Consider the following 25,024-nt stretch of genomic DNA (forward strand, 5'->3'; position numbering starts at 1 on the left):
TACAATGCGCCGATGAACATCCGTCCCTACCTCGAGCACCACCCTTCACTGGGTGAGCGCGTGTACGTTGATCCGGCCGCGACGGTGATCGGTGCCGTCACCCTTGGCGACGACGTCTCGATCTGGCCCGGCTGCGTGGTCCGCGGCGACGTGAACTCGATCGAGATCGGCGCACGCACCAACGTCCAGGACGGCACCATCGTGCACGTCACCCACGAAGGGCCCTTCACCCGCCCGGGTGGGCTACCGACCGTCATCGGCGAGGACGTGACCATCGGCCACGGCGCGATCATCCACGCCTGCCGGCTGGAGGCCTTCTGCCTGGTGGGCATGGGTGCCCGCATCCTTGATGGGGCGGTGGTGTCGCGCTACGGCTTCGTCGGCGCCGGCGCCGTGGTGCCGCCGGGCAAGACGGTGGGCGAAGCCGAGCTGTGGCTGGGCAACCCGGCCCGCTTCGTGCGCCGCCTGACGGATCGCGAGATCGAGAACCTGGAGTACAGCCCGCGGCACTACATGCGGTTGAAGGACAGCTATCTGGGGATGGCCAAGGGCTGAGCCAGGCGATGGCGGCCGCTCCGGGGAGCACGGTCGCGGCTGAAGCCGCTCCTACAGGGGGCGGTCGGGGCGGGTGGCCTGCTCGAGGGTGCCGAGCAGTGTCATGGCTTCGTCCCTGCTAACCCCGCACATGTCCGGCCCGGGGCGCAATGTCCCGCAAAAGGCCGGCCGCGATGGGTCACCGAACAGCCGGCAGCGCAGGTCGTCGTCGAGCTGGACGCAAGGCATGCCGGCCGGCTTGCCGTGGGGCATGCCGGGGATCGGCGAGTTGATCGAGGGGGCGGTGCAGCACGCCCCGCAACCGGCCCGGCAGTACATGGTTCAGCGACCGATGCTGCCGATCGGATGCTCGGCCCGCAGCTCGTCATGGATCGCATCGGTATCCGGATGCACGCCGTGCCACAGCTCGAAGCTCTCCGCTGCCTGCTCCACCAGCATGCCCAGCCCATCGATCAGCCGGTCGGCGCCGGAGGCCCGCGCCCATGCAAGGAACCCGATTGCGGCCTCGCCGTAGGCCAGGTCCACCACGTCGCAGCGACGCCTGATCAGCGAGCCGGGGAGCGGCAGTTCGCTGCCGTCGGCGTCGTGGCCAATCGAGGTGGCATTGATGATCAGGTCGAACGAGCCGAGGGTGTCGAGGTCCCTGAAGTAACGCGGGTGCACGCGCGCGGGCTCCCCGAGCGCGTCGGCCAGGGCATCGGTGCGCGACTCGGTGCGGTTGACGATGAAGAGGTCGGCGATCCCGGCGTCGAGCAGTGCCGGCGCCACGCCATGGGCGGCCCCGCCGGCGCCGATCAGCAGCACCCGGCGCCCGCGCAGGTCCTGGCTATGGCGATCGGTAAGGTCGCGCACCAGCCCCAGGCCGTCGGTGTTGTCGCCGCGCCAGCCGGTGGCGGTGCGGACCAGGGTGTTGACCACGCCCGAGCGCTCGGCGCGGTCGGCCAGGCTTTCGCACAATGCCGCCGCGGCGCGTTTGTGCGGCATCGTGACATTGGCGCCTGCGCCACCATCGCGGTGGAAGCGCTCCAGCGCCGCCGCAAGGTCGGTCGGGGCGGCGTCGAGCGTGCCGTAATCCATCGCGATTCCCGTCTGGTGCGAGAACGCGGCATGGATGCGCGGCGACAATGAGTGCGAAACCGGGTGGCCGATCACGGCAAAACGGGGAACGGACATGGAGGCTCCCTTGGATGGTTTGATTGGGGTGGATGACTTGAGAACAGACAGTCGTACGGGACGTACGCGCCGGCTCCTGATGAGCGCCAGTCTACTCGCCGGATGCTGCACGGCGGGAGCCGCGGCGGCTTTCCTGTCCGAGTACGGCATCGAAGGCATGCACATGGTGTCGACGCCGGCCTCGGAGGTGCGGGCGACGGTGAGCCACGACGGTCGCTGGATCGTCTGGGGCAGCCGGGATCGCGAGGGTGGTGCGGGCGGTGGCGATCTCTGGCGCGCCGAGCTGATCGACGGCCGCTGGCAGGATCCGCAGCCGCTGTCGCTGAACTCGCCGGGCGAGGATCTCGATCCCGCCTTCGCCGCCGATGGCCGGTGGCTGTACTTCGCCTCCGACCGCAAAGGTGGCGCCGGCGGCCATGACCTCTATCGCGCCCCGGTCGGCGCCGATGGCAGTGTCGGGCCCCAGGAGCGATTGCCCGGCCCGCTCAACACGCGCGGGAACGAGTCTTCGCCGGTCCCCACGCAGGATGGCCGCCACCTGCTGTTCGCCAGTGACGGGCACGGAGGAGCCGGTGGGCTCGATCTGTTTGTATCGCAATGGCAGGACGGCGAGTGGGGTGAACCCCGCGCGCTGGAAGGCATCAACACCGCCGCGGATGAGATGGAGGCGACCTGGCTTGGGAGCGGGACCGGCATCGTGTTCACCCGTTCCAGCGCAGATGGCCAGGCCATGCGCCTGCAGTTGGCCCGTTGCCAGGCCGGCGGCTTCGTGGAGGCCGGGGTGCTGGAGCTGTCGTTCAACACACCCGAGGACCGCACCCGCGGGCCGGGCGTCGACTGGAACAAGCCTGCCGAGCTGCTGGTCAGCGGAATCGCACGGGCTCCGCGAGCCGGTGGTACCGACATCTACCGCATGAAGGCACCCGCGGTGGACGGATCCGGCGACTGCCTGCCCTAGACGGGCGGCGCCTGCACCCGCGACCGCCTGTCGTGGCGGCCCTTGTCAGGCCGCTTCACGCAGCCAGCGGGCGGCATCGAGGGCGTGGTAGGTCAGTATTCCGTCGGCACCGGCGCGGCGGATGCTGGTCAGGGCCTCCAGCACGCAGGCGCGCTCGTCCAGCCAGCCGTTCATCGCCGCTGCCTTGAGCATCGCGTACTCGCCGCTCACCTGGTAGACGAAGGTCGGCACGCCGAAGCTGTCCTTCACCCGGCGCACGATGTCCAGGTAGGGCAGGCCGGGCTTCACCATCACCATGTCGGCGCCTTCCTCCAGGTCGAGCGCGACTTCCTGCATCGCCTCGTCGCTGTTGGCCGGGTCCATCTGGTAGGTCTGCTTGTCGGCCTTGCCGAGCGCGGCCGCGCTGCCCACTGCATCGCGGAAGGGCCCGTAGAAGGCGCTGGCGTACTTGGCGCTGTAGGCCAGGATGCGGGTGTGCACGTGCCCCTCCAGCTCCAGCGCGCTGCGGATCTGGCCGATGCGGCCATCCATCATGTCGCTGGGGGCCACCACGTCGGCGCCGGCGCGCGCATGCGACAGCGCCTGCTTGACCAGCACTTCGACGGTTTCGTCGTTCATCACGTAGCCGCTGTCGTCGAGCAGCCCGTCCTGGCCATGGCGGGTATAGGGATCCAGTGCCACGTCGGTGATCACGCCCAGCTGCGGGAAGCGTGATTTCAAGGCCCTGACCGCGCGCTGGCACAGGCCTTCGTCATCGAACGCGGCGGCCGCGTCCAGCGATTTGGCCTCGGGGGCGGTGACGGGGAAAAGTGCTAGTGCCGGCACCCGCAGCTCGCACGCCTGCTCGGCCGCGCGCAGCAGCTCGTCGATCGACAGGCGTTCCACGCCGGGCATCGACGCCACCGGCTCGCGCCCATCGTGCCCGTGCACGAACACCGGCAGGATGAGGTCGTTGGTGGTAAGGACGGTTTCCCGCATCAGGCGGCGGGAGAACTCGTCGCGGCGCATCCGCCGCGGGCGTGCGTAGGGGTGGCTGCTCATGGGGCCATTCTACGACGCCGGCCGCCCCCGCCGGGGTCAGGCGATGCGGCGGTCAGACGATCCCGCCACCCAGCCCGAGCCGCACGATGCCGACGATGATCACGATGCCGTTCAGCACCAGGCCGGCCTTGGCGCGGCCACGGTTCTGCTCGCGGGTCAGGGCGATGCCGATCGCGGCGATCACCGCGCCCACCGCGGCGAACGGGATCAGGAACCAGTTGCCCCAGCCCAGCAGCGGGATCAGCGCTATCACCATCAAGATCATCGCGACCACGCCCCACAGCAGGCTGATCAGTCCCATGTTCGTTCTCCCTCGTATCCTGTTGCCGGCAAACGCCGTGGGTGGAATGTTCGCCGCGAACGCCGGGCGATGCACGGCTCAAAGGTCATGGACGCCATCGATCTCGATGCGCAGTTCGCGCCGGCAGACGGCGCCCTGCAGCACGATCCGCGGAACCTCCGGTCCCAACCGTTCCGCCAGCAGCCGGGAGGCAAGCTCGAGTTCTCCGGCATCACGCACATAGACCTTCAGCCGCGTGCCCGGACCAAACTCGCCCGGCAAGGAAGGGCGATGCGCGCGGGCCTGCTCGAGCAGGCTGGCGAAGTTCGCCAGGGTCTCGTCCAGCTGCGTGGCCAGCGAATCGGCGTGGCGCGATTCATGGCCGACGATGGCGGCGGTGCCGGACAGCAGCAAAGGCATCGAGTCGTCGGGCGGCAGCATCGCCCGCGCGAAGCTAGGCGGTTGCGGCCCGTAGCAGCGCGGATAGCGGTAGGCGCTGATCTGGCGCGGATTCTCCAGCGGCGTGCCCGGCGAGGTGGCGGCAAGCCAGTACACCTGCAACCGGCGGCGGCCGTCGACGCGGCCGATGGCGGTGGCGGCCGGGAGCCGGTTGGCGTCGAAGCTCCCCAGTCCTTCGGCACGGCCCACGCAGAAGCGGCGGTAGCGTTCCTGGTCGTCGTCGCCAAGGGTGATGCCGTCGAGGTAGTTCCAGATGCGCAGCAGGTGCGGGTATTCGCTACCCGAGGTGAAGCCGAGCATGCGCCTGTAGGCCGCCTCTGCCGCCGCGCGGATGTCTTCGCCATCGGGCTCGTCGATCTCCAGCGCACCGAACTGCAGCGAGCCGTCGCTCGCCCAGGCGATGCCATCGGCTCGCCCATGCCGGACGCCGGCCCGGGCTCGCCAGACCTCGAACTGCGGCCGGCCTTGCTGGCGCAGCGGGACCCGCAGGTAGCGCGGGTCGTCGTGGTCGGGCGCCGCATCGCCGAAACCCAGGACCACGAGGGTGTCCGGCGCCGCCAGCAGCGCCTCGGGCGACGTGTCGGAATAGTCGACGGAAAGCCGTGGGCCATTGGCGGGAACGGGCGACGCGTGGGGATCGGCCGGGGCGGCGCGCGCTGCGGCGCCGGGTGCTGGATCGGTCATGCGGCCATGATACTGGCGGGGCGCCATCGCCGTCGCAGTTGCGCCGCCGCGCCCGATGCAGGATCGTTGCGCCTCCCAAGCCGCCGGTAGTCCCCTGATGTCCGAACAAACCTCCGCCGAGCACGAACTGGCGAAGCTGCTGGTCGACAGCCTGAACCTCGAGGATACCGACCCCGCGCAGATCGACCCGGAAGCCCCGCTGTTCGGCGACGGGCTCGGCCTGGACTCGATCGACGCCCTGGAGCTGTCGCTTGCGATCAGCAAGAAATATGGCTTCCAGCTGCGCTCCGACAGCGATGAGAACCGCAGGATCTTCGGATCGCTGCGCAGCCTGTCGGCGCACATCGAGGCACACCGCGCCGCCTGAACAGGCGCGCCCGCATGCCTCTCCTGATCGCGCTGCGGGTCTTGCTGGCGGTGGCCTATCCGCTGCTGGCGCACCGGGCCAGCGTGGCCGGCAGCGAACCGCTGGCGCTGTTGGCCCTGCTCGACCTTGCTCTGATCGTGCTGCTGCTGCCGCTGGCCCGGGCGCGCGCCTGTGCCTGGTTGCTGCTGGCCGCGTGCGCGGCCGGGCTGTGGGCACTGCGCGGCACCGGGGTGGCGGCGTTGCTGTTGCTGGCGCCGCCGGTGGTGTTCACGGCGTTGTTGGGGTGGTGGTTCGGCCGCAGCCTGGCCCCGGGACGGGTGCCGCTGATCAGCCGCATCGTCTCCGCGCTGGAGGACTGTGAGCCGCATGCGCTGGAGCCCGACCTCAAGCGCTACACCCGGTCGCTCACGGCGTGCTGGGCGCTGCTGCTGGCGGCGCTCTCGCTCGCGAACCTGGTACTGGCGCTGGTGGCGGTGCCGGACGGGCTGCTGGTCCGGCTGGGCCATGCGCCGTTGCTGGCCGTGTCGCAGCAGACCTGGTCGTGGTTCGCGAACCTGCTCGATTACGGTGTGGTGGCGGGCTTCTTCATGGCCGAGTACCTGTACCGGAAGCTCCGTTTCCCCGGCCGGCATCCCAGCTTCCTCGACTTCATGCGGCGGATGGCGGGGCTCGGGCCCGGCTTCTGGCGGACGCTGTTCCATTGACCCGGGGGTGGGTGGCTTATCCTTGTGCCCGGATCCAACCGCCCGCCGCGTCGCCCTCCATGCAATTCTCCGTTCCATTCGATCATCCATGCCTGCCGGGCCACTTTCCGGGACAGCCGGTGGTGCCCGGGGTGCTGCTGCTCGATCACGTAATCGATGCGATCCACGCGGGTGGTGGCGGCCCGGCGGATGGCCTTCGGCTGCCGCGGGTCAAGTTCATGCAGCCGCTGCTGCCGGGTGAGCTCGCCCGGATCGAGCTGGAGGGCGCCATGCCGCGCTGGAAGTTCCGGGTCCTGCGTGGCGAGACCCTGCTGGCCAGTGGTGAAGTGACCGCGGGAGCGCCATCGTGACCGCCGACTGGAAGCAGCGTCCCGAAGGCGGTGGCTGGTTCGCGCTCTGGCTGATCAGGACCATCGCCCGCCATGGTGGGCGTGCGGTGGCACGTGTGCTGCTGATCCCGATCACGCTGTACTTCCTGGTCGTGCGCGGACCCGAACGGCGTGCATCCCGCGCCTACCTGGGCCGCGTGCTGGGAAGGCGCGCGAGCCTTGCGGACGTCGCCCGGCACATCCACTGTTTCGCCTCCACCATCCTCGACCGGGTGTTCATGCTCAGCGGCCAGCTGGACCGGTTCGACATCGACATCGACGGGCTGGATGGCCTGCACGCTCAACTGGACCGCGGCAAGGGCGTGCTGGTGTTCGGCTCCCACCTGGGCAGTTTCGAGGTGCTGCGGGTGCTGGCACGCAAACGTCCGGACGTATCGGTGCGGGTGGTGCTGGACAAGGGCCACAACCCCGCGATCACCCAGTTGCTCGATGCGCTGGATCCGGAAATGGCGCGCAGCGTGATCGATGCCGGGCAAAGCGGCCCTTCGCTGATGCTGGCGATCAAGGAGGCCACCGACGAGGGCGCCCTGGTGGCGTTGCTGGTGGACCGGGTGCACCCCGGCCACCCCGGCCACGCCAGCCGCTTCCTGGGGGCCCCGGCGTCCTTCCCGACGGCGCCATGGCTGATCGCGGCGGTGCTCAAGGTGCCGGTGGTGCTTGCCTTCGGCCTGTACCGCGGCGGGCGCCGCTACGACCTGCGCTTCGAGGTCTTCAGCGAAGGGCTGGACGTCCCGCGGTCGCAGCGTTCGCGCCTGTTGCCCGAGCTTGTCGAGCGCTATTCGTCGCGGTTGCAACACCATGCATGCGACGCCCCGTACAACTGGTTCAACTTCTATGATTTCTGGCGGCCCGATGACACTTCCACGCATGACATGGTTGCTGGCGATGCTGGCGCTGAGCGGCTCGCTGCACGCGGCGGCGCCTGAGGCTTCGACCCGGGTCGACAGCGGCTGGATCCTGGACCGGCTCGCCCGGCCGGCGCCGATGCGCACGGCTTTCGTGGAGCTGAGGGAGTCGCGCCTGCTGAAGGCGCCGCTGAGGCTGGTGGGCGAATACCGCCGGCCGCAGGATGAGGTGCTGGTCCGGGAAGTGCGGTCGCCATACCGGGAAACCACCACCATCGAGGCCGGCCAGGCCACCATCCAGCGCGCAGGAAAGTCCCCCCGCAGCTTCGCCCTCGACCGTGCACCGGAGCTGGCGGGCATGCAGGCCAGCTTCGGCGCCCTGCTCTCGGGCGATCGCGAAACCCTGTTGCGGTATTACGAGGTCTCCAGCAAGGGCACCCGACAGGACTGGGAGCTGACCCTGGTGCCGAAGCAGGCGCTGGCCGGCAAGGTCGAGCGCATCGACCTCCACGGTCGCGGCGCGGAGCTGCGCTGCATGGAAACCCTGGCGGCCGGCGAGACCGAGCCACAGCGCACCCTGCTGGCGGGTGCGGCGAGCGATGCCGCCGAACTTGAGGATCTTGCCGACCTGCAGGCCCTGTGTCGCGGCGACGACAACCCGTGACGACAGCAGCTGGTGGCGGTATGCGCCGCCTCGGGCTGGCAGCCACGTGGCTGGCCGTGTTGCTGCTGGTGGCCTGGTGGCTGCTGCCGCGGTTGCAAATCAGCAGTGACCTGCGCGACTTCATGCCGGCGCCGCAGACCCCCGGGCAGAAGCTGCTGATCGACGAACTGGGCGAAGGGCCGGGTTCGCGCCTGCTGCTGGTCGCGCTGTCGGGTGCGGAGCCCTCGGTGCTGGCGCGGCAGTCGGAAGGCATCCGGGAGCGTCTGGCGGACGATGCGCGCTTTGCCGTCGTCGCCAATGGCGGTGACGCCGGCATGGAAGCCATCCCAGGGTACCTGCGGCCGTATCGCTACCTGTTGTCTCCGACCCTGGACGAGCAGCGGTTCGACGCCGCCTACCTTGCCGGGGAACTGGAGGCGCGGCTGCAGGATCTGGGTTCGCCGGCCGCAGGGATGATCGAGCCGCTCCTGCCGGCTGATCCGACGCTGGAGTCCCTGGTGCTGCTCGACCAGTGGGAACCGGCGCATGCGCCCCAACGGTTGCACGGGGTGTGGTTCGACCAGGCGGGCCGGCAGGCACTGATGTTGTTGCAGACGCACGCGGCCGGATTCGATCCGGCCGGCCAGGAGGCGGCGCTGGCCGCGCTGGACGATGCCTTCGCCGAAGCCTCCAGCGGTAGCGGTTCGCGGTTGCTGGTGAGTGGCCCCGGGGCGTTCTCGGTATCGATCGGGCAGCGCACCGCGGCCGAGGCCAGCCTGTTGGGTGGGCTGGGGGGGTTGGCATTCGTGCTGTTGATGGTGCTGGCGTACCGCAGCTGGAAGGCACCGTTGATGGCCGCGCTGCCGGTCGCAAGTGCAGGCCTAGCCGGGATGGCGGCGGTGGCCTGGCTGTTCCCGGGCGGCGTCCACGGCATCACCCTGGCCTTCGGCTTCACCCTGATCGGCATCGCCGCCGACTATCCGATCCACCTGCTGAGCCACCAGCGCCCGGGTATTCCACCGGGTGCGGGTGCGAAGGCCCTCGGACGGACGCTGGGCATCGGCGTGGTCTCCACCTGCATTGCCTACCTGAGCTTCTTTGCGGCCGGTGTCGACGGGCTGCGGCAACTGGCCGTGTTCACGGTGGTCGGGCTGGCAACCGCGATGCTGACCACGCGGTTCCTGCTGCCGGCATTGCTCGCGCTGGCGGCCCGCGACGTCGCCGATTCCCGGCTGCTGTCGCGATTGCATGCGGTCGTGTGGCGATGGCCGCGGCTGGGGCCCGCGACGGTGGCGATCATCGCGGCGGTTGCGGCTGCGGTGGCGCTGTTGGCCCCGGGTCCGTTCTGGCAGAACGATCTCTCCCGCCTGACCCCGGTGCCGGAAGACTCGTTGGAGCTGGACGCGCGACTCCGCGGCGAGCTCGGCGCACCCGACGTGCGCTACCTGCTGACGGTGGAGGGGATCGACGTCGAGGCGGTGCTGCAGGCATCCGAAGAGCTCCGTCCAGTGCTGGACGACTTGCGACGGCAAGGGGCGATCGAGGGCTACGATCTGGCTGCCCGCTACCTGCCCAGCGTCGCCCGGCAGCGGGAACGGCAGGCACGGCTGCCGGATGGCGCCACGTTGGCCGCGTCGCTCGACGAGGCGCTGGCCGACAGCCCGTTCCGACCCGACGTGTTCGCGCCTTTCCTTGCCGACGTCGGGCAGGCGCGCGTGGCGGCGCCGCTGCGCCCCGCCGACCTGGAGGACAGCATGCTGCATGGCAGTATCTCGGGGCTGTTGCTCGACCAGGGCGACAAGGCCACCGCGCTGGTGTCCTTGAGTGGCCTGCGCGACCCGGCCGCGGTCGCGGCGGCGGTCGAGCCGCTCGGCGCGCGTTTGCTGGACCTCAAACAAGCGTCGGAGTCGCTGGTCGCGGCCTATCGGGAGCGGGTGCTGTGGGCATTGGCCGCGGCCGTCCTGCTGCTGGTGGTGGCGGTGTCCGTCGGCCTGCGTGAGCCGCGGCGGGTGGCGCGTGTGCTGGCGCCGATGCTGGTGACCGGGCTGGTGGTCGTCGCGGTGCTGAGGGTAGCCGGGGTCGAACTCAACCTGTTCCACCTGGTGTCGTTGATCCTCGCGGCCGGCCTTGGGCTGGACTACGCGCTGTTCTTCGACCATGCCGGCAGCCGGCGCGAGGAACAGTTGCACACCGTGCATGCCATCGGCGTCTGCAGCCTGACCACGCTGTCGGTGTTCGCCCTGCTCGCCAGCTCGCAGATCCCGGTGCTCCGGGCGATCGGTGTCACCGTTGCACTCGGTGTTGCCTGCAACCTGCTCGGGGCGCTGCTGATCGCTCGCCACCGGCCGCCGGGGCAGGCGGCATGAGCGGCGCAGTGGCGCCCGAAGCCATGCAGTCGCTGGTTCCGCACAAAGGTGCGATGTGCCTGTGGGACGAGGTGCTTGCATGGGACGCGGACAGCATCCGGCTGGCCACCATGCGGCACCGCGACGTCGATCATCCGTTGCGAAGCCACGGGTGCCTGCGGGCGATCCACCTGTGTGAATACGGCGCCCAGGCGATGGCGGTGCACGGCGGGCTCAGGTCGGGCGGCCAGGCCGCACCGGGCATGCTGGTGTCGCTGCGGGCGGTGGAGCTTTCGGTCGACCGCATCGACGACCTCCCCGGTGCCATCGAGTGCCACGCGCAGTTGCTGGTCGACGGCGACAGTGGCTGGCAGTACCAGTTCCGTATCTGCCACGGCAGCGACGTCCTGGCCGAGGGCCGGGCCGCGGTGATGCTGCAGCCGGCGCATGAAGCTACTCCTACAATGGGCCCGGCATCGCAACCGGAGGGAACCCCATGACCCCATCCACCGCGCCGCGCCGCGCCCTCGTGACCGGTGGCAGTGGCGACCTGGGCGGCGCGATATGCGCGCGCCTGGCATCCGATGGGATGCACGTCATCGTGCACGCGAATGCCAACATTGCGCGCGCGGAAGCCGTGGTCGAGGCGATCCACCACGAGGGCGGCAGCGCCGAAGCCGTGGCCTTCGACGTGGCCGACGGCGAGGCCACCCGCGCGGCGCTGGAGTCGCTGCTGGAAGACGGCCCGATCCAGGTGCTGGTGAACAACGCCGGCGTGCACGACGACGCGCCGATGGCCGGCATGACCGAGGCCCAGTGGAAACGGGTCATCGATGTATCGGTGCACGGATTCTTCCATGTCACCCAGCCGCTGCTGTTGCCGATGGCCCGCACCCGCTGGGGCCGCATCGTCAGCGTCTCCTCGGTGGCCGGCGTGCTGGGCAACCGCGGACAGGCCAACTACGCTGCGGCGAAGTCGGCGCTGCACGGGGCCAGCAAGTCGCTCGCGCGGGAGATGGCCAGCCGCGGCATCAGCGTCAACGTGGTGGCGCCGGGTGTCATCGCCGGGCGCATGGCGGAGCAGGCATTCCCGCCGGAAGTGGTGAAACAGATGGTCCCGGCAGGCCGCACCGGCACGCCGGAGGAGGTTGCCGCGCTGGTGGCCTTCCTCTGTTCGGCGGATGCCGGCTACGTGAACGGGCAGGTGATCGGCATCAACGGCGGCATGGGCTGAACCCGGGGCCGGGCTTCACCCGCTGATATCCGGTCCCGGCGCATACTCGCCCCGCACCCGGTCCGGAGGAATTCGCCATGCGTCTGTCCCACTTGTTCATGTTGTCCGCGGCCCTGGCGCTTGCCGGCTGCGCCAGCACCTCGAAGGTCATGCTCGGCCAGCCGCGCGCGCCGATTTCGCCGGAGCAGGTGATGGTGTACTTCTCCGCTCCGCCCGGCCGATACGAAGAGATCGCCATGCTGGAGACCAGCAGCGGCGGACTGACCTATGGCGAACAGGCCAAGACCGACGCCGTCATCGGCAAGCTGAGGGCCGAGGCTGCCAAGCTCGGCGCCAACGGCGTGCTGTTCCAGGGCAGCGAGACAGGACATGGCGGTAGCAGCGTCGGTGTCGGCGTCGGCACCGGCCGTTTCGGCGGGAGCAGCTATACCAGCGGCGGAGTCGGGGTGAACATCAGCCCCACGCCGAAGCATGCCCGTGGCATCGCGGTCTACGTGTTCGATCCGCCGCCGCCGGGCAGCCAGCCGCCGATCGACTGATCCGGCAGCGGACGAGCCGGATCAGGCAGGTACCGCCGCCGCTCCGTACCATTGGGGTGGCAGCAGGCCGTTCGCGTACGCGGGAACGTCTTCCACCAGCGCGCCCAGGCCGTGATCATTCAGGCCCGGGTGCTGCTCGCGCGCGCCGGCCAGCAGTTCGGCGGCCAGCCGATCCATGAGGACAACGTTGTCCTGCATCCGCGCGACAAAGGCGTCGTCGTCCAGTTCGGCTGAAAGCGACTCATTGATGTCGCGGAACCAGTCGATTCCGTACTGGTCGAGTTCGCGTTCATCCATCGGGGCGGGCGCCCCTCCAGATATCCGGGTGTTGAGTCGGCCCCATTCCGCGAGCATGGCCTGCATCGCTTCGTTCAACGCACCCGCCCTGGTGAATGCCTCGCGCATCCGGCCGAGCACCGTCAGCGAGGTGGTGCGGCCCGAGATGTAGAGCGGGGCCAGCAGCGACCAGTAATAGGTGTAGTCCCAGATCACCTTCAGCGGCATCACCGCGGCGTCCCCGAACAACGGGTACTGGCCCTGGTACAGGGTCAGCGTGCTGCGGTAGAACGAAAAATACAGCTGCTGGTAGATGTCGGCGTAGGGTGTGATGTCGGTGCCGGCGCGATCCTTGGAGATGAGGTCGCAGATGTAGCCGTTGCTGATGGCGATGAAGTCGCTGCCCGGCGAGTAGAACGGATCGAGGAAGACCCCGGCATCGCCCGTCAGGGCCCATCGATCGCCGGAAAACACCTCGCGGCAACCGTGGGAAAAATGGCGGAGGAACCGGAAATCCTGCAACTCGTGGCGGGGGTCGTCGAGGTCGCTGGCGATGCGCGGCTGGTGCTTGCGCACCCAGTCCATCGCCTTGTCATGGGTGTCGATGCCGTCCAGCGGGTGCATGCCGGCATCGCAGACGATGCCGATCGAATGTGCACCGGAGGCCAGCGGGATCAGCCACAACCAGTACCCGGGGCCACACATGTGGTTGGTGGATTTCCAGCGATTGGGCAGGGTGCAGCGTTGCCGCCATGAGGGATCGGTGGACCACTCGTCGGGCTTCAGGTGGCCATCCACGCGCCACCAGACGGCGTTGACGTCGTGGTCGTTGCTCTCGGCGAGTCCGAGCTTGCGCTTGAGCACGGCAGCACGTCCGCTGGCATCGACCACCCAACGTGCCCGTGCCTGCCGCGACTCGCCCGCGTGCTTGAACACGACGCGGTGGTCGGCATCACCGGTGCCGAGCTCGATATCGCGCACGGTCGCGCCATCCACGAACTCCACGCCCAGTTCGCGCGTGTGCACGCCCAGGAAGTTCTCGAAGCGGCCGCGGTCGAGTTGCCAGGACGGTGTCGGCAAGGGTTCGCTGACCCCGATCTCGGTGCAGCGGTCGACCTGTTCGCGGCCGTCGCTGAAGAAGAATCGAAAACCGAACTTGCGGATCTGCTCGGTATCCAGGTGTTCGCGCAGGCCGAGTACGTTGGCAAAGTAGTGGGCGCCGATTTCCACCGTGGACTCGCCCACCTTGAAGGCGGCTTCGCGAACCGGATGGGTGTTGCGTTCGATGACGGCGATGCGGATCGTCGGATCCTGGCGCTTGAGTTGTATGGCGAGGCAGAGCCCGGCGAGGCCGCCGCCGAGGATGGCGACATCGGTGTGCAGCGGCCCTGGCGGGCTCACCGGATGTTCGCCGGTTGCTGCAGCACGGGGCGCGCGAACTCGCCGCTCGGATCGTCGATCACCGGCGGATTGGCGCGGATGCTGCGATGGATTCCCCACAGGCCGCCCTTCCGGAGGACCGCCGCCACGATATGGGTGGTGATGCGGGTGAAATCGCGCAGCGGCCGGAAATGGCTGGCGCGGAACTGCTCGTGGGGCTCCTGCGAGGCCACCGTCTGGTAACGCGATTCGATCGGGACCGATACGCAGCGGGTGCCCAGCAACTGGGCCGCCGAAATGACGATCTGCGCCTCGAACACGAAGTCTTCGCCGGGGCAGTCACCCAGTGCGGCCACGGCGGCCGGGTACAGGCGCTGGCCACTCTGGCTGTCGGCGATCTGGTAGCCGGTACCCCATGCCAGGCCCCAGTCGCCGAACGCGTTGGCGAGGCGACGGTAGCGCGGTTGCTGCGAGCGCTTGCGCAGCCGCGCGCCGATGACGATGTGGTCCGGGTAGCGGTTCGCCGCCGCGATCAGGCGCGGGATGTCGTCGGCCGAATGCTGGCCGTCGCCGTCCATCGTCAGCACACCCTTGAAGCCCTGCCGGAGGGCCTCGGCGAAGCCGTCGCGCAGGCTGGCACCCTTGCCCTTGCGGGTGTCGTGGCGGAGCACGGTGACGGGGAGGTCCGCGATCTGCGCCAGGGTATCGTCGTCGGAGCCGTCGTCGACCAGGATGACGTTGCTGCACTGGGTCAGCGCACCCTCGACCACGCCGCGGATGCGCAACGCTTCGTTGAGGGCCGGTATGACCACGGCGATGTTGTGGCGGTCGAGGCGTTCAGCCATGCGGGGACTCCGGATCGAATAGGGTGGCGCGCAGCAGCCGGTTCCGGCCTGCATCGAGAGCGGCGCCGGGATCCCCGGCGGCCAGGCTGTCGAACAGCGGAAGCATCGGTGCCATCGCGTTGGCGCGGGCGTGCATCGCCAATGGTCCATCGGGGGGCGTTGGCATGCCGTCAGCGAGCATGACCTGTATCCGCCGGGCGCCTTCGCGCCCGGTGCGCGACAGGACCATCGCGGCCCCCAGCAGGCCCGTGCTCGGGGAAACGTTGGCCAGCGGTCCGGTGGATGCACCGTCGTAGGCGACCAGCAGCACCGCCTCCTCCCCGGCCGCCAGTTGCACCAGTGCTTCGAGCAGGCCCTGGGCGAAGGTCGCGTGGAATGCGCTGATCGCCGTGGCCGGCGCCATCGCACCGGTACCGATGGTCCAGTAACCGGCTGCCGCGTTGTGCACCGAGTTATGGAAGCGCGTCGGTGAGATCGTGGCAGGCTGGTCGGCCAGCGTGGCGCACATGTAGTCGGTGATGGCGAGCTCGCCGTGCATGGAGGCGAACACCGATGGCAGCGTCGCCGGGTCACGGCCAGCCGCGCGACAGGCCTGCTGGGCGACCTCCAGGGCCACCGCGACGGTACCCGGCGCCCGCCGTCGTTCATTGGGTGCGAGCAACTGTGGCGCGGGCCTGCGAGGTGCATCGGCGGCGAGCGTGCCGTCGCGAACGAACGCACATGCCGCGTCCCAGTCCGGCAGGCCCTCGCTCCAGAAACCGATGCCTTCGATGGTCGCTGAAAGTGTCGTCATGTGCGGGCGAAGACCAGCGAGCAGTTGTTGCCGCCGAAGCCGAAGGAGTTGTTCATCGCGTAGCGGATCGACGAGGTGGCGTCGTCGAACCTGATCTGCGGACCGCAGGCATCGTCGGGCTGCGAGCTGTTGAGGATGCCGGGCAGGTGGCCATCGCGCAGCGCCAGCAGGGCGAACACCGACTCCACGATGCCGGCCGCGCCCAGGGTGTGGCCGGTCCAGCCCTTGGTCGAGCTCGCGTGCAGCGAATCGGGGAACAGCCCCGCGACGGCGGCCGCTTCGATGCTGTCGTTGGCGGGTGTCGCGGTGCCGTGCAGGTTGAGGTAGCCAACCGCCTCGGCTTCGATACCGGCGCGCGCGAGCGCATCGGACATCGCCATGCGTGCGCCCAGCCCCTGCGGATGCGGCGAGGACATGTGGTGGGCATCGCTGGACTCGCCGTAGCCGTGCAATCCGAGACCCATTGCCTCGCCGGCGCCTGCGCGTTCGAGCAGGGCGAAACCGCCGGCCTCGCCCAATGACAACCCGTCGCGCCGGGCATCGAAGGGGCGGCACGGCTCGCGCGACACCAGTTGCAGCGAATTGAAGCCGTACAGCACGCTGCCGCACAGGGTGTCGACCCCGCCGACCAGCGCGGCATCGACGATGCCGGCATCGATCAGGCGCGATGCCTGTGCAAAGACCTTGGCGCTGGAAGAGCAGGCCGTCGCCACGGTGATGCATGGACCGCGCAAGCCGGTGGCCTGCTGCACGAAGTCGCCCAGCGAGTGCACGGTGTGCACGATCGGACGGGCGAGTCCCGGCGGGAACGCGGGCGTGCCATCGTTACCGGGCACCAGGCCCCGGTAGGCCTCCTCGCTGGCACCGATCGAGGAGGTCGAGGTGCCGACCACGATGGCGATGCGGTCGGCACCATGGCGATCGACCAGGGCCTGCAGCTGGTCGAGCAGCGCGTCCTGCTGCAACGCCATCCAGGCCAGCCGGTTGTTGCGGCATTCCCATTGCGCCCACTGCGTCGGCAGCGCCGCGTCTTCGAGGCCCTCCACGCGTCCCGTCCAGCAGCGCAGCGGAGCGCCGTCGGCATCGTCGGGGCCGAAGGCGTTGGGCTGCAAGCCGCTGCGTCGCCCGATCAATGCCGTCTTCTGCGCCTCGACGCCGCGGCCGAGCGCGGTGGTGGCGGTGAAGGCCAGGATCGGAAGGGGCGCCATGCGGAACGGCTTCCCCGATGGAGGTGGCACTGGCGGCACGCGGGCTTCCTGTACTGCGATGGCGGGGAAAGGCTGGCGCGGGGCCGAGGCGGGACGAGTATAGCCAGCGGGGCAGGGCCCCGGTCCACCCGGCGCCTGAACAGGGAAGGGCTCAGAACGGCCTGACCAGCTCGAGCATCAGCTGGCGATAGCCGTAACTCTGGCCGGCGCCGGTGGGTGTGTTGCTGTAGCTGGCGGTGGCCCTGAAGTACCAGTCGCGCCCGGTGCGCGGACTGGTGACCGCGGCTTCCACCAGCCGTGCTTCACGTACGTCGGCACCGCTGTTTCGCTGCCAGCCCCAGCCCAGTGCCGCGCTGTACATCCAGCGCTTGTGGAACCGGCGGACCTGCAGGACCGGCACCGCCTCTGCGAACCAGCGCGGCGAGTAGTAGTCGTACTCGCCCGGCGTGCTGTTGTGGAACGCGCGGGTGCGCAATTGCGCGCTCAGCCCCCACTCCGGGACGACGGTGGCGATGTAGCTGGCGCGCAGGTGCGCGCGGATGTTGCTGCCGGTGAAATCCTGCACGCCCACCAGCGTGGTCAGCTGCTGGCGTTCGCCCTCGCCCAGCGGCAGGTCGAAGGAGGCCCCCAGGAAGGTGTGGTGCAGGCCTTCCACGCCGCGCGGCGTCTCCAGCACGTCGCGCTCGACGAAGTACTCCTGTCGCACCCGGCCGCCTCGCACGAAGTTGGCGTTGCCGACCACGGTGTCGCCGTCGGTGCCGACCTGCCCGTTCCAGAGCCAGTGGTCGTTGTAGTCGGCGAAGCGGTAGTAGGCGCGGTGGTCGCGCCAGCGTTCACCGCCGAGCGGGCGGATGTCCAACCGCTCCAGCTTGATGCCGCGGTAGCGCTCCACGTCCTCGAACCGGTAGTCCAGGGTCAGGCCGGTCTCCAGCGTCGAGGTGTCGTCGGCATCGTCGGAGGCGAAGACGCTGAGGTGGGCGGCGCCATCGGCGAGCGCGGCCGGCGGAGCGATGGACAGGGCCAGCGCCAGCGTGGCCGCCCACCGGCCATGGCGCTGCCGCCGTATCACTTGGTCCCCCAGCGCTTGCGCAGGCCGAGGGTTTCGGCGGCATAGCCCCAGACGCAGATCGGTTGTAGAAGCATCGAATACACCAGCATGTAGGACAGGAACCCCGTGATGTTCCGCCGCACCTTCAGGTCCTGGCGCTTGAACATCGCGTGTTGCACCCGGTAGATGAAGGCGTTCCAGATCACCGCCAGCGGCAGTACCAGCAGCGTCATGATCCCGGCGATGTAGTAGTGGCCGAACAGCGCGAGCACCACGCCGGGGATGAAGGCGAAGGTGTAGACCAGGTCGAGCGGCAGGAACAGTACATTCCACCAGATGAAGATCAGGGTCATGCGCGCCTTCGACAGCAGGCGCGGGTGGGTCTTGAACGCTTCCAGCAGGCCGCGCGACCAGCGCTTGCGTTGCCGCGCGAACTGCGCAAGTTCGTCCGGCACGCTGGTGAACACCACTGCGTCTTCGCAGTACCCGATGCGGTGGCCGCGTTCCAGGAGTGCCCAGGAGACCACGATGTCTTCGCCGACGCAGGGTGGCCAGCCGCCCAGCTCCCGCAGCGAGTCGCGGTCGTACAGCGAGAACGCGCCCTGCGCCACGAGCGTGCCGTGGTACATGCTCTGCATGCGTTTCACCGCCGCGATGCCGTGGAAGTAGTCCCACTCCTGCACCCGCGTCAGCCAGTTTTCGCGGGAGTTGCGCACCAGCACCGCACCGGCCACGGCGCGGGTACCCGGCGGGTCGGCGACGTAGCGTTCGACAATGCGCTGGATGGCGTCCTCGTAGACCCACGAATCGCCGTCGATGGTGATCACGATGTCGTGCTCGCACATCGCCAGGCCGCGGTTGAGCACGCCGGCCTTGCCGATATTGCGCTCACCGCGCACCAGCTCGATATGGTGGCCCGGCCGCAGCATGGCGGCGCGGATCGCGGCCTCGGCCACGGCCACGGAGTCGTCGGTGGAGCCGTCGTCCAGCACCAGGACCTGCATGGCCCCGGCATAGTCCTGCAGAGCGATGCTGCCGATGGTCGCGGCTATGTTGCCGGACTCGTTGTAGCAGGCCACCAGGATCGACACCCCGGGGTACCGGTCCAGGCGTCTTCGCTCCGGCCGCTTGTCCAGCAGGATGCTGGAGATCAGGAAGGCATTCATGAAGCCGGGCACGTAGGCGATGAAGGCGATCACCACGATCGCCATCGGACGCCCCAGCAGGCCGGAGAGATCGTCCAGCCACCGCAGCGACAACCAGATGCTCAGCGCCGCCCAGGTGAGTGCCACCACCAGTGCGATGGCGTACTTGGCCCGCACCGGCAGATAGAAGCCCGTGCCGCGCTCGAGCGGCTCGCTGAGGCCGAGGGCTTCACCCCTCGTGGATCCATGTGGGACGGCGTTCGCGGTGCCTGCTTCCTTGCCACCGCCGCCTGAATCAGCCACGCACTCCGGGGCGACATAGCCAGGCATGCCTTTGGATCCGGCAATGCTGGCGGAGGGTGCGGACGTGCATGGAGGCTCCAGTCGCAGGCCAAAAAAACCCCGGGCCAGGCCCGGGGCAGGTTGTCGAGACGCCGAACAGAGGCGGCGACACGTGCGGATTGTACGCTATGGAGTGTGCGGCCCGTCACAGAACCCGACCCTTCGGTGGCGGATACGGTTTAAAGTCCTCCGCTCCGGCCGGGGAGCCGGGGCCAATTCTTCGAATCGAGGGTTTTCCATGGGTGATGCGAGCGGCAGGTCGCGCCTGTACGGTGCCTTGGCGGGTGGATTGCTGGCCACGGCGGCACTGCCGGCGGCCGCCCACGATGCGGGGCGGGTGCTGACCCACGAGGACTACGCCCGCGCCGAGCGCTTCATGGGCTACAACACGGCCCCGCTGGTCGACCACATGGTCACCGCGGTGGTCTGGCAGGACGACGGCCACTTCTGGTTCCGCGACCACGATGCCGATGGCGACCACTTCCGCCGGGTCGAGGCTGCCACCGGGACGGTTTCCGATGCCTTCGACCGCGAGCGCCTCGCCACCGCGTTGGCGGATGCGACCGGGGAGCCGGTCGACGCCGCCAAGCTCGGTGTGACCGGGATCGCGACGGATGCGGAAGGCCGGCTCGAAATCACCATCGGCGAATCGCGCTACCGCTGTGACCTCGTCGACCGCGGCGGGTGCGTCGCCCTGGAGGATGCCGCCACCCGCAAGCCGGGCCGCGGCGAAGCCGATGCGACGGGACGCGAGCCGGCCGTGGAGTCCCCCGACGGCAAGCTTGCTGCCTTCATCCGCGACTGGAACCTCTGGGTCCGCGACACCGGCACCGGCGTGGAAACGCAGCTGACCACCGACGGCGTCGAGGACTACGGCTACGCCACCGACAACGCCGGCTGGACCCACAGCGACCGCGCCATCCTGGTGTGGTCGCCGGACTCGCGGAAGATCGCGACCTTCCAGCAGGACCAGCGGCGGACCAGCGAAATGGTGCTGGTCGGCACCAACGTCGGCGCCCCGAAGATCGAGCGCTGGAAGTACCCCTTCGTCGGCGACGAGCACGTCACCATGATCGAGCGCGTCATCATCGACGTGCCCACGCGCAAGGTGGTCCGCCTCGACATGCCGCCCGACCAGCACCGCTCCACCCTGTGCGACGACGTCAGTTGCAATGGCGGCTGGGAAGACGTGCAGTGGGCGCCGGACGGCAGCACCCTGGCCTTCGCCTCGACCTCCCGCGACCACAAGGACACCTGGCTGCGGATCGCCGATGCCGCAACCGGCGCAGTGCGCGAGGTGTACCACGAGCACGTCCCGACCTACTTCGAGAGCGGCAACGGCCGGGTCAACTGGAAGTACCTGCCGGGTATCGGTCCGCAAGAGTCGGGCGAGTTCATCTGGTTCTCGGAACGCAGTGGCTGGGGACACCTGTACCTGCATGACCTCGCCACCGGCGAGCTGAAGCATCCGGTGACCGGCGGCGAGGGCAACGTCACCCAGGTGCTGCGGGTGGATCCGGACACCCGCACGATCTGGTTCCGTGGCGTCGGCATGGAGCCCGGGCGCAATCCGTATTACCAGCACTTCTACAAGGTCGGTTTCGACGGCGGTGAACCGGTGCTGCTCACGCCGGAGGACGCAGACCACGCGATCACGCTGTCGCCCGACGGCACCTATTTCGTCGATGCCTGGTCGACCCCGACCACGCCGCCGGTCACCGTGCTGCGCGACAGCGACGACGGCAGCACCATCGCCACCATCGCCACTGCCGACGACAGCCGCCTGCGCGCGACCGGCTGGGTGCCACCGACGCCATTCACGGTGAAGGCCCGGGACGGCGAAACCGAGCTGCACGGCCTGATGTTCATGCCCGCCCACCTGGATGAAAACAGGAAGTACCCGGTGGTGAACTACATCTACCCGGGCCCGCAGACTGGCTCGGTGCGGGGACGTTCGTTCTCCGTGGCGCGCAGCGACCACCAGGCGCTGGCCGAGCTGGGCTTCATCGTCATTGCCCTCGATGGACTGGGCACGCCGTGGCGTTCCAAGGCATTCCATGACGCCTTCGACGGCGACATCGGCGACAACACCCTGCCCGACCAGGTGACAGGCCTGCGGCAACTGGCCGAACGCCACCCGTGGATGGACCTCGGGCGGGTGGGTGTCTGGGGCCATTCCGGCGGTGGCTACGCCACGCTGGATGCGATGCTCACCTACCCGGACTTCTACAAGGTCGGCATCTCCGAGAGCGGCAACCACGACAACCGGAGCTACGAGGACGACTGGGCCGAGAAGTGGCAGGGGCTGGAGGTCGTGGATGCGGAAGGCAAAAGCAACTACGACGCGCAGGCCAACCAGAACCGGGTCGGGAACCTGCAGGGCAAGCTGCTGCTGGCGCACGGGATGATGGATGACAACGTGCCCCCTTCCAACACGATGCTGGTGGTGGACGCGCTGATCAAGGCGAACAAGGACTTCGACCTGCTGCTGTTCCCCAATGCCCGCCACGGCTTCGGCGAGGACACCCCCTACATGACCCGCCGCCGCTGGGACTACTTCGTCGAGCACCTGATGGGCGCGACGCCGCCCCCGCAGTACCGCATGAAAGCGGACTGATCGCGCCATCCGACCATCCGTACGACACCTTCGCACCACCTCCCTTCAAAAACAGGCAAGAGCAATTCAATGGCCGATCCCCGCACGACCGCCGTGTCTCGCAAGGACCCGAGCACCTTCCTTCCGAAGCTGATCTTCAGCTCGCGCTGGCTGCAACTGCCGCTGTACCTGGGGCTGATCGTCGCCCAGTGCGTCTACGTGTTCCTGTTCATCAAGGAGCTGATCCACCTGGTCAGCGACGCGCCGGGCATGACCGAGCAGATGATCATGCTGCTGGTTCTGAGCCTGATCGACGTGGTGATGATCTCCAACCTGCTGGTGATGGTGATCGTCGGCGGCTACGAGACCTTCGTCTCGCGCCTGCGGCTGGAGAACCATCCCGACCAGCCGGAGTGGCTGAGCCATGTCAACGCCAGCGTGCTGAAGGTGAAGCTGGCGATGGCGATCATCGGCATCTCCTCCATCCACCTGTTGAAGACCTTCATCGAGGCCGGGGCGATGGAAAGCGGGTTGCCACTGTGCGGCACGGTGGAGGCGCTCGCTGCCGCGCAGCAGGCGGCCGAGTTCGCCGCAGCCAACGCCGGGATGGTAGCCACCAAGATCTGCACCACTGCCACGGCCGCAGGCGTGCTGTGGCAGACCATCATCCACTGCGTTTTCATCCTGTCGGCCATCGGCATCGCCTGGACCGACAAGCTGATGCATCCCGCCAAGCCGGCGAAGGCGGCGGCGCACTAGGCCCATGAACGCCGGTTCCGGTACCTGAACCGGCGTTCGAGCCACTTCATCCGGTGGACGGTAAGGTGTGCCCCCGATGACATCGAATCCCGCCCACCGGCACCTCCGCCTAGCGACCGCAGATGCCCACGCGCGGGTGGACGCGGTCGTCGGCGGCAGCCTGGACAGCGTGTGCGGCTATGCCGCGTACCTGCGCGGCATGCACCGCTTCATCACCGCCAGTGCGGAAGCGCTGCCGGCCGGCAGCCAGCACATCGTATTGGCGCCTCGTGCGTGGCTCGAGGCGGATCTGGCGGCGCTGGAACTGCGGCCGATCGAAGCCTTCCCGGTCCCGCCCATGGCCGGGGACCGCGCCGCCGAGCTGGGATGGGAATACGTCGTCACCGGCGCCTCCGTCGGCGCGCGCTACCTGCTGCGCGGCGCGCAGGCATTGGGTTTTGCGGCGGGCCGCGGTGCCAGCTTCCTGGACGGGCATGCGCGCAGCCGCGCCTGGCCCGAGTTCCTCGCCACGCTGGAGCGGGAGGCCCTGGCAGGGCCGCTGCTCGAGCGGGCGTGCCATACCGCCCAGCTCGCGTTCGAGACCGCCGAGCGGGCTTTCACCACGGCCCGCAGGGAGGCCACACGATGACCGATACACAGAACCCCGTGGTGGAGGACTGCCTGCGCGAGCCGATCCACCTGTCCGGTGCGATCCAGCCACACGGATACCTGGTCAGTTGCGATGGGTCGGATTGGACGGTGCGCCACGTATCGGCCAACGTGGAGGCACTGTTCGGCGTGCCGCCGGAGGAACTGCTGGGCAAGGCGCTGTCGGAGTTCATTCCGGACGACGTGCTGCATGCCATCGACGATGTCGTCGCTGGCGAGGAGGCCAACGGCGTCGCCCAGCGTGCATGCACTTCCAACATCGGGCCGCTGATGACCGTGTGCGACGTCACCGCCCACGTCGCCGACGATCTGGTCCACGTGGAGCTGGAGCCGCAGCCGTTCCGGGTGCAGGAGCGCGCGCCGACCTCGATCGCGCAATCGATGGTCGCGCAGATGGGCATTGGCGACGATGGCAGCGGCTTCTTCCAGCGCACGGCGGAACAGGTGCAACTGCTGACCGGCTACGACCGGGTGATGGTCTATCGTTTTCGCGAAGACGACTCCGGCGAGGTCATCGCCGAAACATGCCGCGACGGCATGGAGCCTTACCTCGGCCTGCGCTATCCCGCCACCGACATCCCGCCGCAGGCCCGCCACCTGTACCTGCGCAACCGGATCCGCGTCATTCCCGATGCCACCTATGCGGCGGTGCCGCTGGTGCCGCCGTTTCTGCCCGACGACCAGGCGCTCGACCTGAGCCAGCACGTGCTGCGCAGCGTCTCGCCAATCCACCTCGAGTATCTCGGCAACATGGGCGTGGTCGCTTCGATGTCGATTTCGATCGTCAGTGGGGGCCGCCTGTGGGGCCTGATCGCCTGCCACCATGGCAGCCCGCGGCCGCTGACGGCGGCTGTCCGTGCCGCCGCGGACCTGTTCGGCATGTTCGTGTCGATGCGCGTGGCGGCGCGGGAGCAGGAGCAGACGATGGAACACTACGAGAGCGCGCAGCGGGTCCACGAGAAGCTCGCGCAGCGGCTGTCGCGAGCGCCGGATTTCGATGGTGCACTGATCGGCGAGCTCGAGTCCCTGCAGGGCGTGCTGGCGTGCGACGGCTCGGCTGCCTGGCTGGGCGGCCAGTGGCACACCTGTGGTCGCGCGCCGGCATCGCGCAACCCGCAACCCCTGCTGGAGTGGCTGCGGCGCCAGGGGCATCCGGCCGTGGCGACCGCCGACGCGGCAGCCGACTGGAACGTCCCGGCACTCGGCGCTCCCGGATTGGCCGGACTGATGGCGATCAACCTGGGAACCCCGCGTGACTGGCTGTTCCTGTTCCGGGTCGAGCAGGTCGAGCAGGTGCGGTGGGCGGGCGAGCCGAAGAAGGCGCTGGTGGTGACGGACGATGGCGAGCGCATCGCACCGCGCAAGAGTTTTGCGACCTGGCGGGAAACCGTGCGCGGGCGCAGCGTCGGCTGGTCGGCCAGCGACCTGCGTGGCGCGCAGCGCATGCAACGCGTACTGCGCGACCACCGTTCACGCGTACTCGCCCATGGTGATCCGGGCCATTACGAGCATCGCCACGTGCGACAGCGGCTCCAGGACCAGAAGCTGCGCCTGGATGGTGCCGCGGCCCTGCTGGACGGACTGGTGCATCTGGAAGAGCGCGACGCCGCCCGCATCAGTGACAGGATCGACCGGCTGGAGGAGGACCTTCGCATGCTGATGGGACGTTCCGCCGCACCGCCCGGCTCCGCGATCGACCCGTCCCGCGACAGCGCCGGCGCGCTGTCCTAGCGCCGGCAGCGCCCGGTGCCCGTCGCGGCGGGCGCGA

Annotated in this window: 26 protein-coding genes; 15 read left to right on the plus strand and 11 right to left on the minus strand. The window is 69.0% G+C overall.

The genetic code is table 11. From position 1 onward, the window contains the following. Positions 1–12 precede the first annotated feature (12 nt). Complete coding sequence (locus B5D37_RS12560) at positions 13–555, plus strand: gamma carbonic anhydrase family protein (RefSeq protein ID WP_078759086.1); 543 nt, start codon at positions 13–15, stop codon at positions 553–555. A gap of 51 nt (positions 556–606) precedes the next feature. Here the strand turns inward: B5D37_RS12560 and B5D37_RS12565 are convergent, their stop codons facing one another. Beyond that, the gene (locus B5D37_RS12565; protein WP_078759087.1) at positions 607–873 is read right to left on the minus strand and encodes a YkgJ family cysteine cluster protein; all 267 of its coding nucleotides are present in this window, start codon (positions 871–873) and stop codon (positions 607–609) included. Positions 874–876: 3 nt separating this feature from the next. Continuing rightward, positions 877–1,728: a shikimate dehydrogenase gene (gene aroE, locus B5D37_RS12570; RefSeq protein WP_078759088.1), complete on the minus strand. Its 852-nt coding sequence runs from the start codon at positions 1,726–1,728 to the stop codon at positions 877–879. Positions 1,729–1,807: 79 nt separating this feature from the next. Here aroE and B5D37_RS12575 point away from each other — a divergent pair, with 79 nt between their 5' ends. Next, positions 1,808–2,686, plus strand: a complete 879-nt coding sequence (locus B5D37_RS12575; RefSeq protein WP_143814312.1) for a TolB family protein — start codon at positions 1,808–1,810, stop codon at positions 2,684–2,686. A gap of 45 nt (positions 2,687–2,731) precedes the next feature. Here B5D37_RS12575 and hemB read toward each other — a convergent pair whose 3' ends face one another. From hemB to B5D37_RS12590, 3 genes are all read right to left on the minus strand, one after another. Beyond that, a complete protein-coding gene (gene hemB / locus B5D37_RS12580; RefSeq protein WP_078759090.1) occupies positions 2,732–3,727 on the minus strand; it encodes a porphobilinogen synthase in 996 nt (331 codons plus the stop codon). Between the two features lie 52 nt (positions 3,728–3,779). Continuing rightward, complete coding sequence (locus B5D37_RS12585) at positions 3,780–4,028, minus strand: hypothetical protein (RefSeq protein ID WP_078759091.1); 249 nt, start codon at positions 4,026–4,028, stop codon at positions 3,780–3,782. 78 nt (positions 4,029–4,106) lie between these two features. After that, the gene (locus B5D37_RS12590) at positions 4,107–5,150 is read right to left on the minus strand and encodes a chorismate transformation FkbO/Hyg5 family protein (RefSeq protein ID WP_234987884.1); all 1,044 of its coding nucleotides are present in this window, start codon (positions 5,148–5,150) and stop codon (positions 4,107–4,109) included. A 97-nt stretch (positions 5,151–5,247) separates the two neighbouring features. On the opposite strand from B5D37_RS12590, the gene B5D37_RS12595 reads away from it, so the two are divergent. The 9 genes from B5D37_RS12595 to B5D37_RS12635 all read left to right on the plus strand — a co-directional run bounded on the left by B5D37_RS12595 (position 5,248) and on the right by B5D37_RS12635 (position 12,216). Continuing rightward, positions 5,248–5,517, plus strand: a complete 270-nt coding sequence (locus B5D37_RS12595) for a phosphopantetheine-binding protein (protein WP_078759092.1) — start codon at positions 5,248–5,250, stop codon at positions 5,515–5,517. A 14-nt stretch (positions 5,518–5,531) separates the two neighbouring features. Beyond that, positions 5,532–6,221 carry a COG4648 family protein gene (locus tag B5D37_RS12600; RefSeq protein ID WP_078759093.1) on the plus strand — a complete coding sequence of 230 codons (690 nt, stop codon included), beginning with the start codon at positions 5,532–5,534 and terminating at the stop codon, positions 6,219–6,221. 59 nt (positions 6,222–6,280) lie between these two features. Then, positions 6,281–6,571: an ApeI family dehydratase gene (locus tag B5D37_RS12605; RefSeq protein WP_078759094.1), complete on the plus strand. Its 291-nt coding sequence runs from the start codon at positions 6,281–6,283 to the stop codon at positions 6,569–6,571. Then, positions 6,568–7,536, plus strand: a complete 969-nt coding sequence (locus B5D37_RS12610) for a lysophospholipid acyltransferase family protein (RefSeq protein WP_078759095.1) — start codon at positions 6,568–6,570, stop codon at positions 7,534–7,536. Before B5D37_RS12605 ends, B5D37_RS12610 begins: the two co-directional genes overlap by 4 nt. Next, positions 7,478–8,119, plus strand: coding sequence for a LolA-related protein (locus B5D37_RS12615; protein WP_327078557.1), 642 nt, complete (start codon positions 7,478–7,480; stop codon positions 8,117–8,119). The genes B5D37_RS12610 and B5D37_RS12615 overlap by 59 nt, the downstream gene beginning before the upstream one ends. A gap of 20 nt (positions 8,120–8,139) precedes the next feature. Further along, entirely contained in the window at positions 8,140–10,464 is a 2,325-nt protein-coding gene (locus B5D37_RS12620) for an MMPL family transporter (RefSeq protein WP_078759097.1), read from the plus strand. Next, positions 10,461–10,943: a hotdog family protein gene (locus B5D37_RS12625; RefSeq protein ID WP_078759098.1), complete on the plus strand. Its 483-nt coding sequence runs from the start codon at positions 10,461–10,463 to the stop codon at positions 10,941–10,943. Before B5D37_RS12620 ends, B5D37_RS12625 begins: the two co-directional genes overlap by 4 nt. Then, complete coding sequence (gene fabG, locus B5D37_RS12630; protein WP_078759099.1) at positions 10,940–11,677, plus strand: 3-oxoacyl-ACP reductase FabG; 738 nt, start codon at positions 10,940–10,942, stop codon at positions 11,675–11,677. The genes B5D37_RS12625 and fabG overlap by 4 nt, the downstream gene beginning before the upstream one ends. A 77-nt stretch (positions 11,678–11,754) precedes the next feature. Beyond that, positions 11,755–12,216 (plus strand): hypothetical protein, encoded by a 462-nt coding sequence (locus B5D37_RS12635; RefSeq protein ID WP_078759100.1) that lies wholly within the window; start codon positions 11,755–11,757, stop codon positions 12,214–12,216. 21 nt (positions 12,217–12,237) lie between these two features. On the opposite strand, the gene B5D37_RS12640 is transcribed toward B5D37_RS12635, so the two are convergent. The 6 genes from B5D37_RS12640 to B5D37_RS12665 form a co-directional block, all read right to left on the minus strand. Then, complete coding sequence (locus B5D37_RS12640) at positions 12,238–13,893, minus strand: NAD(P)/FAD-dependent oxidoreductase (RefSeq protein WP_234987887.1); 1,656 nt, start codon at positions 13,891–13,893, stop codon at positions 12,238–12,240. Continuing rightward, positions 13,890–14,717 (minus strand): glycosyltransferase family 2 protein, encoded by an 828-nt coding sequence (locus B5D37_RS12645; RefSeq protein WP_078759101.1) that lies wholly within the window; start codon positions 14,715–14,717, stop codon positions 13,890–13,892. Before B5D37_RS12645 ends, B5D37_RS12640 begins: the two co-directional genes overlap by 4 nt. After that, positions 14,710–15,510, minus strand: a complete 801-nt coding sequence (locus B5D37_RS12650) for a beta-ketoacyl synthase chain length factor (RefSeq protein WP_078759102.1) — start codon at positions 15,508–15,510, stop codon at positions 14,710–14,712. The genes B5D37_RS12645 and B5D37_RS12650 overlap by 8 nt, the downstream gene beginning before the upstream one ends. Then, complete coding sequence (locus B5D37_RS12655) at positions 15,507–16,718, minus strand: beta-ketoacyl-[acyl-carrier-protein] synthase family protein (RefSeq protein ID WP_078759103.1); 1,212 nt, start codon at positions 16,716–16,718, stop codon at positions 15,507–15,509. The genes B5D37_RS12650 and B5D37_RS12655 overlap by 4 nt, the downstream gene beginning before the upstream one ends. 151 nt (positions 16,719–16,869) lie before the next feature. Next, positions 16,870–17,787, minus strand: a complete 918-nt coding sequence (locus tag B5D37_RS12660) for a hypothetical protein (RefSeq protein WP_078759104.1) — start codon at positions 17,785–17,787, stop codon at positions 16,870–16,872. Beyond that, positions 17,784–19,241 (minus strand): glycosyltransferase family 2 protein, encoded by a 1,458-nt coding sequence (locus B5D37_RS12665; protein WP_078759105.1) that lies wholly within the window; start codon positions 19,239–19,241, stop codon positions 17,784–17,786. The genes B5D37_RS12660 and B5D37_RS12665 overlap by 4 nt, the downstream gene beginning before the upstream one ends. A 250-nt stretch (positions 19,242–19,491) precedes the next feature. On the opposite strand from B5D37_RS12665, the gene B5D37_RS12670 reads away from it, so the two are divergent. The 4 genes from B5D37_RS12670 to B5D37_RS12680 all read left to right on the plus strand — a co-directional run bounded on the left by B5D37_RS12670 (position 19,492) and on the right by B5D37_RS12680 (position 24,987). Continuing rightward, positions 19,492–21,870: a S9 family peptidase gene (locus tag B5D37_RS12670; protein WP_078759106.1), complete on the plus strand. Its 2,379-nt coding sequence runs from the start codon at positions 19,492–19,494 to the stop codon at positions 21,868–21,870. Positions 21,871–21,939: 69 nt separating this feature from the next. Then, a complete protein-coding gene (locus tag B5D37_RS12675) occupies positions 21,940–22,608 on the plus strand; it encodes a TIGR00645 family protein (RefSeq protein WP_078759107.1) in 669 nt (222 codons plus the stop codon). A 76-nt stretch (positions 22,609–22,684) separates the two neighbouring features. Continuing rightward, positions 22,685–23,236 (plus strand): biliverdin-producing heme oxygenase, encoded by a 552-nt coding sequence (locus tag B5D37_RS14840; RefSeq protein WP_159447399.1) that lies wholly within the window; start codon positions 22,685–22,687, stop codon positions 23,234–23,236. Beyond that, complete coding sequence (locus B5D37_RS12680) at positions 23,233–24,987, plus strand: GAF domain-containing protein (protein WP_159447400.1); 1,755 nt, start codon at positions 23,233–23,235, stop codon at positions 24,985–24,987. Before B5D37_RS14840 ends, B5D37_RS12680 begins: the two co-directional genes overlap by 4 nt. Positions 24,988–25,024: the final 37 nt, after the last annotated feature.

Source organism: Lysobacter spongiicola DSM 21749 (genome assembly GCF_900167055.1).
GTDB lineage: Bacteria > Pseudomonadota > Gammaproteobacteria > Xanthomonadales > Xanthomonadaceae > Novilysobacter > Novilysobacter spongiicola.

Excerpts from the sequence above, each read along its gene's own strand:
- B5D37_RS12560 (WP_078759086.1), top strand. The coding sequence starts at position 13 with ATGAACATCCGTCCCTACCTCGAGCACCACCCTTCACTGGGTGAGCGC.
- B5D37_RS12565 (WP_078759087.1), bottom strand. The coding sequence starts at position 873 with ATGTACTGCCGGGCCGGTTGCGGGGCGTGCTGCACCGCCCCCTCGATC.
- aroE (WP_078759088.1), bottom strand. The coding sequence starts at position 1,728 with ATGTCCGTTCCCCGTTTTGCCGTGATCGGCCACCCGGTTTCGCACTCA.
- B5D37_RS12575 (WP_143814312.1), top strand. The coding sequence starts at position 1,808 with ATGAGCGCCAGTCTACTCGCCGGATGCTGCACGGCGGGAGCCGCGGCG.
- hemB (WP_078759090.1), bottom strand. The coding sequence starts at position 3,727 with ATGAGCAGCCACCCCTACGCACGCCCGCGGCGGATGCGCCGCGACGAG.
- B5D37_RS12585 (WP_078759091.1), bottom strand. The coding sequence starts at position 4,028 with ATGGGACTGATCAGCCTGCTGTGGGGCGTGGTCGCGATGATCTTGATG.
- B5D37_RS12590 (WP_234987884.1), bottom strand. The coding sequence starts at position 5,150 with ATGACCGATCCAGCACCCGGCGCCGCAGCGCGCGCCGCCCCGGCCGAT.
- B5D37_RS12595 (WP_078759092.1), top strand. The coding sequence starts at position 5,248 with ATGTCCGAACAAACCTCCGCCGAGCACGAACTGGCGAAGCTGCTGGTC.
- B5D37_RS12600 (WP_078759093.1), top strand. The coding sequence starts at position 5,532 with ATGCCTCTCCTGATCGCGCTGCGGGTCTTGCTGGCGGTGGCCTATCCG.
- B5D37_RS12605 (WP_078759094.1), top strand. The coding sequence starts at position 6,281 with ATGCAATTCTCCGTTCCATTCGATCATCCATGCCTGCCGGGCCACTTT.
- B5D37_RS12615 (WP_327078557.1), top strand. The coding sequence starts at position 7,478 with ATGACATGGTTGCTGGCGATGCTGGCGCTGAGCGGCTCGCTGCACGCG.
- B5D37_RS12620 (WP_078759097.1), top strand. The coding sequence starts at position 8,140 with ATGCGCCGCCTCGGGCTGGCAGCCACGTGGCTGGCCGTGTTGCTGCTG.
- B5D37_RS12625 (WP_078759098.1), top strand. The coding sequence starts at position 10,461 with ATGAGCGGCGCAGTGGCGCCCGAAGCCATGCAGTCGCTGGTTCCGCAC.
- fabG (WP_078759099.1), top strand. The coding sequence starts at position 10,940 with ATGACCCCATCCACCGCGCCGCGCCGCGCCCTCGTGACCGGTGGCAGT.
- B5D37_RS12635 (WP_078759100.1), top strand. The coding sequence starts at position 11,755 with ATGCGTCTGTCCCACTTGTTCATGTTGTCCGCGGCCCTGGCGCTTGCC.
- B5D37_RS12645 (WP_078759101.1), bottom strand. The coding sequence starts at position 14,717 with ATGGCTGAACGCCTCGACCGCCACAACATCGCCGTGGTCATACCGGCC.
- B5D37_RS12650 (WP_078759102.1), bottom strand. The coding sequence starts at position 15,510 with ATGACGACACTTTCAGCGACCATCGAAGGCATCGGTTTCTGGAGCGAG.
- B5D37_RS12655 (WP_078759103.1), bottom strand. The coding sequence starts at position 16,718 with ATGGCGCCCCTTCCGATCCTGGCCTTCACCGCCACCACCGCGCTCGGC.
- B5D37_RS12665 (WP_078759105.1), bottom strand. The coding sequence starts at position 19,241 with ATGCCTGGCTATGTCGCCCCGGAGTGCGTGGCTGATTCAGGCGGCGGT.
- B5D37_RS12670 (WP_078759106.1), top strand. The coding sequence starts at position 19,492 with ATGGGTGATGCGAGCGGCAGGTCGCGCCTGTACGGTGCCTTGGCGGGT.
- B5D37_RS12675 (WP_078759107.1), top strand. The coding sequence starts at position 21,940 with ATGGCCGATCCCCGCACGACCGCCGTGTCTCGCAAGGACCCGAGCACC.
- B5D37_RS14840 (WP_159447399.1), top strand. The coding sequence starts at position 22,685 with ATGACATCGAATCCCGCCCACCGGCACCTCCGCCTAGCGACCGCAGAT.
- B5D37_RS12680 (WP_159447400.1), top strand. The coding sequence starts at position 23,233 with ATGACCGATACACAGAACCCCGTGGTGGAGGACTGCCTGCGCGAGCCG.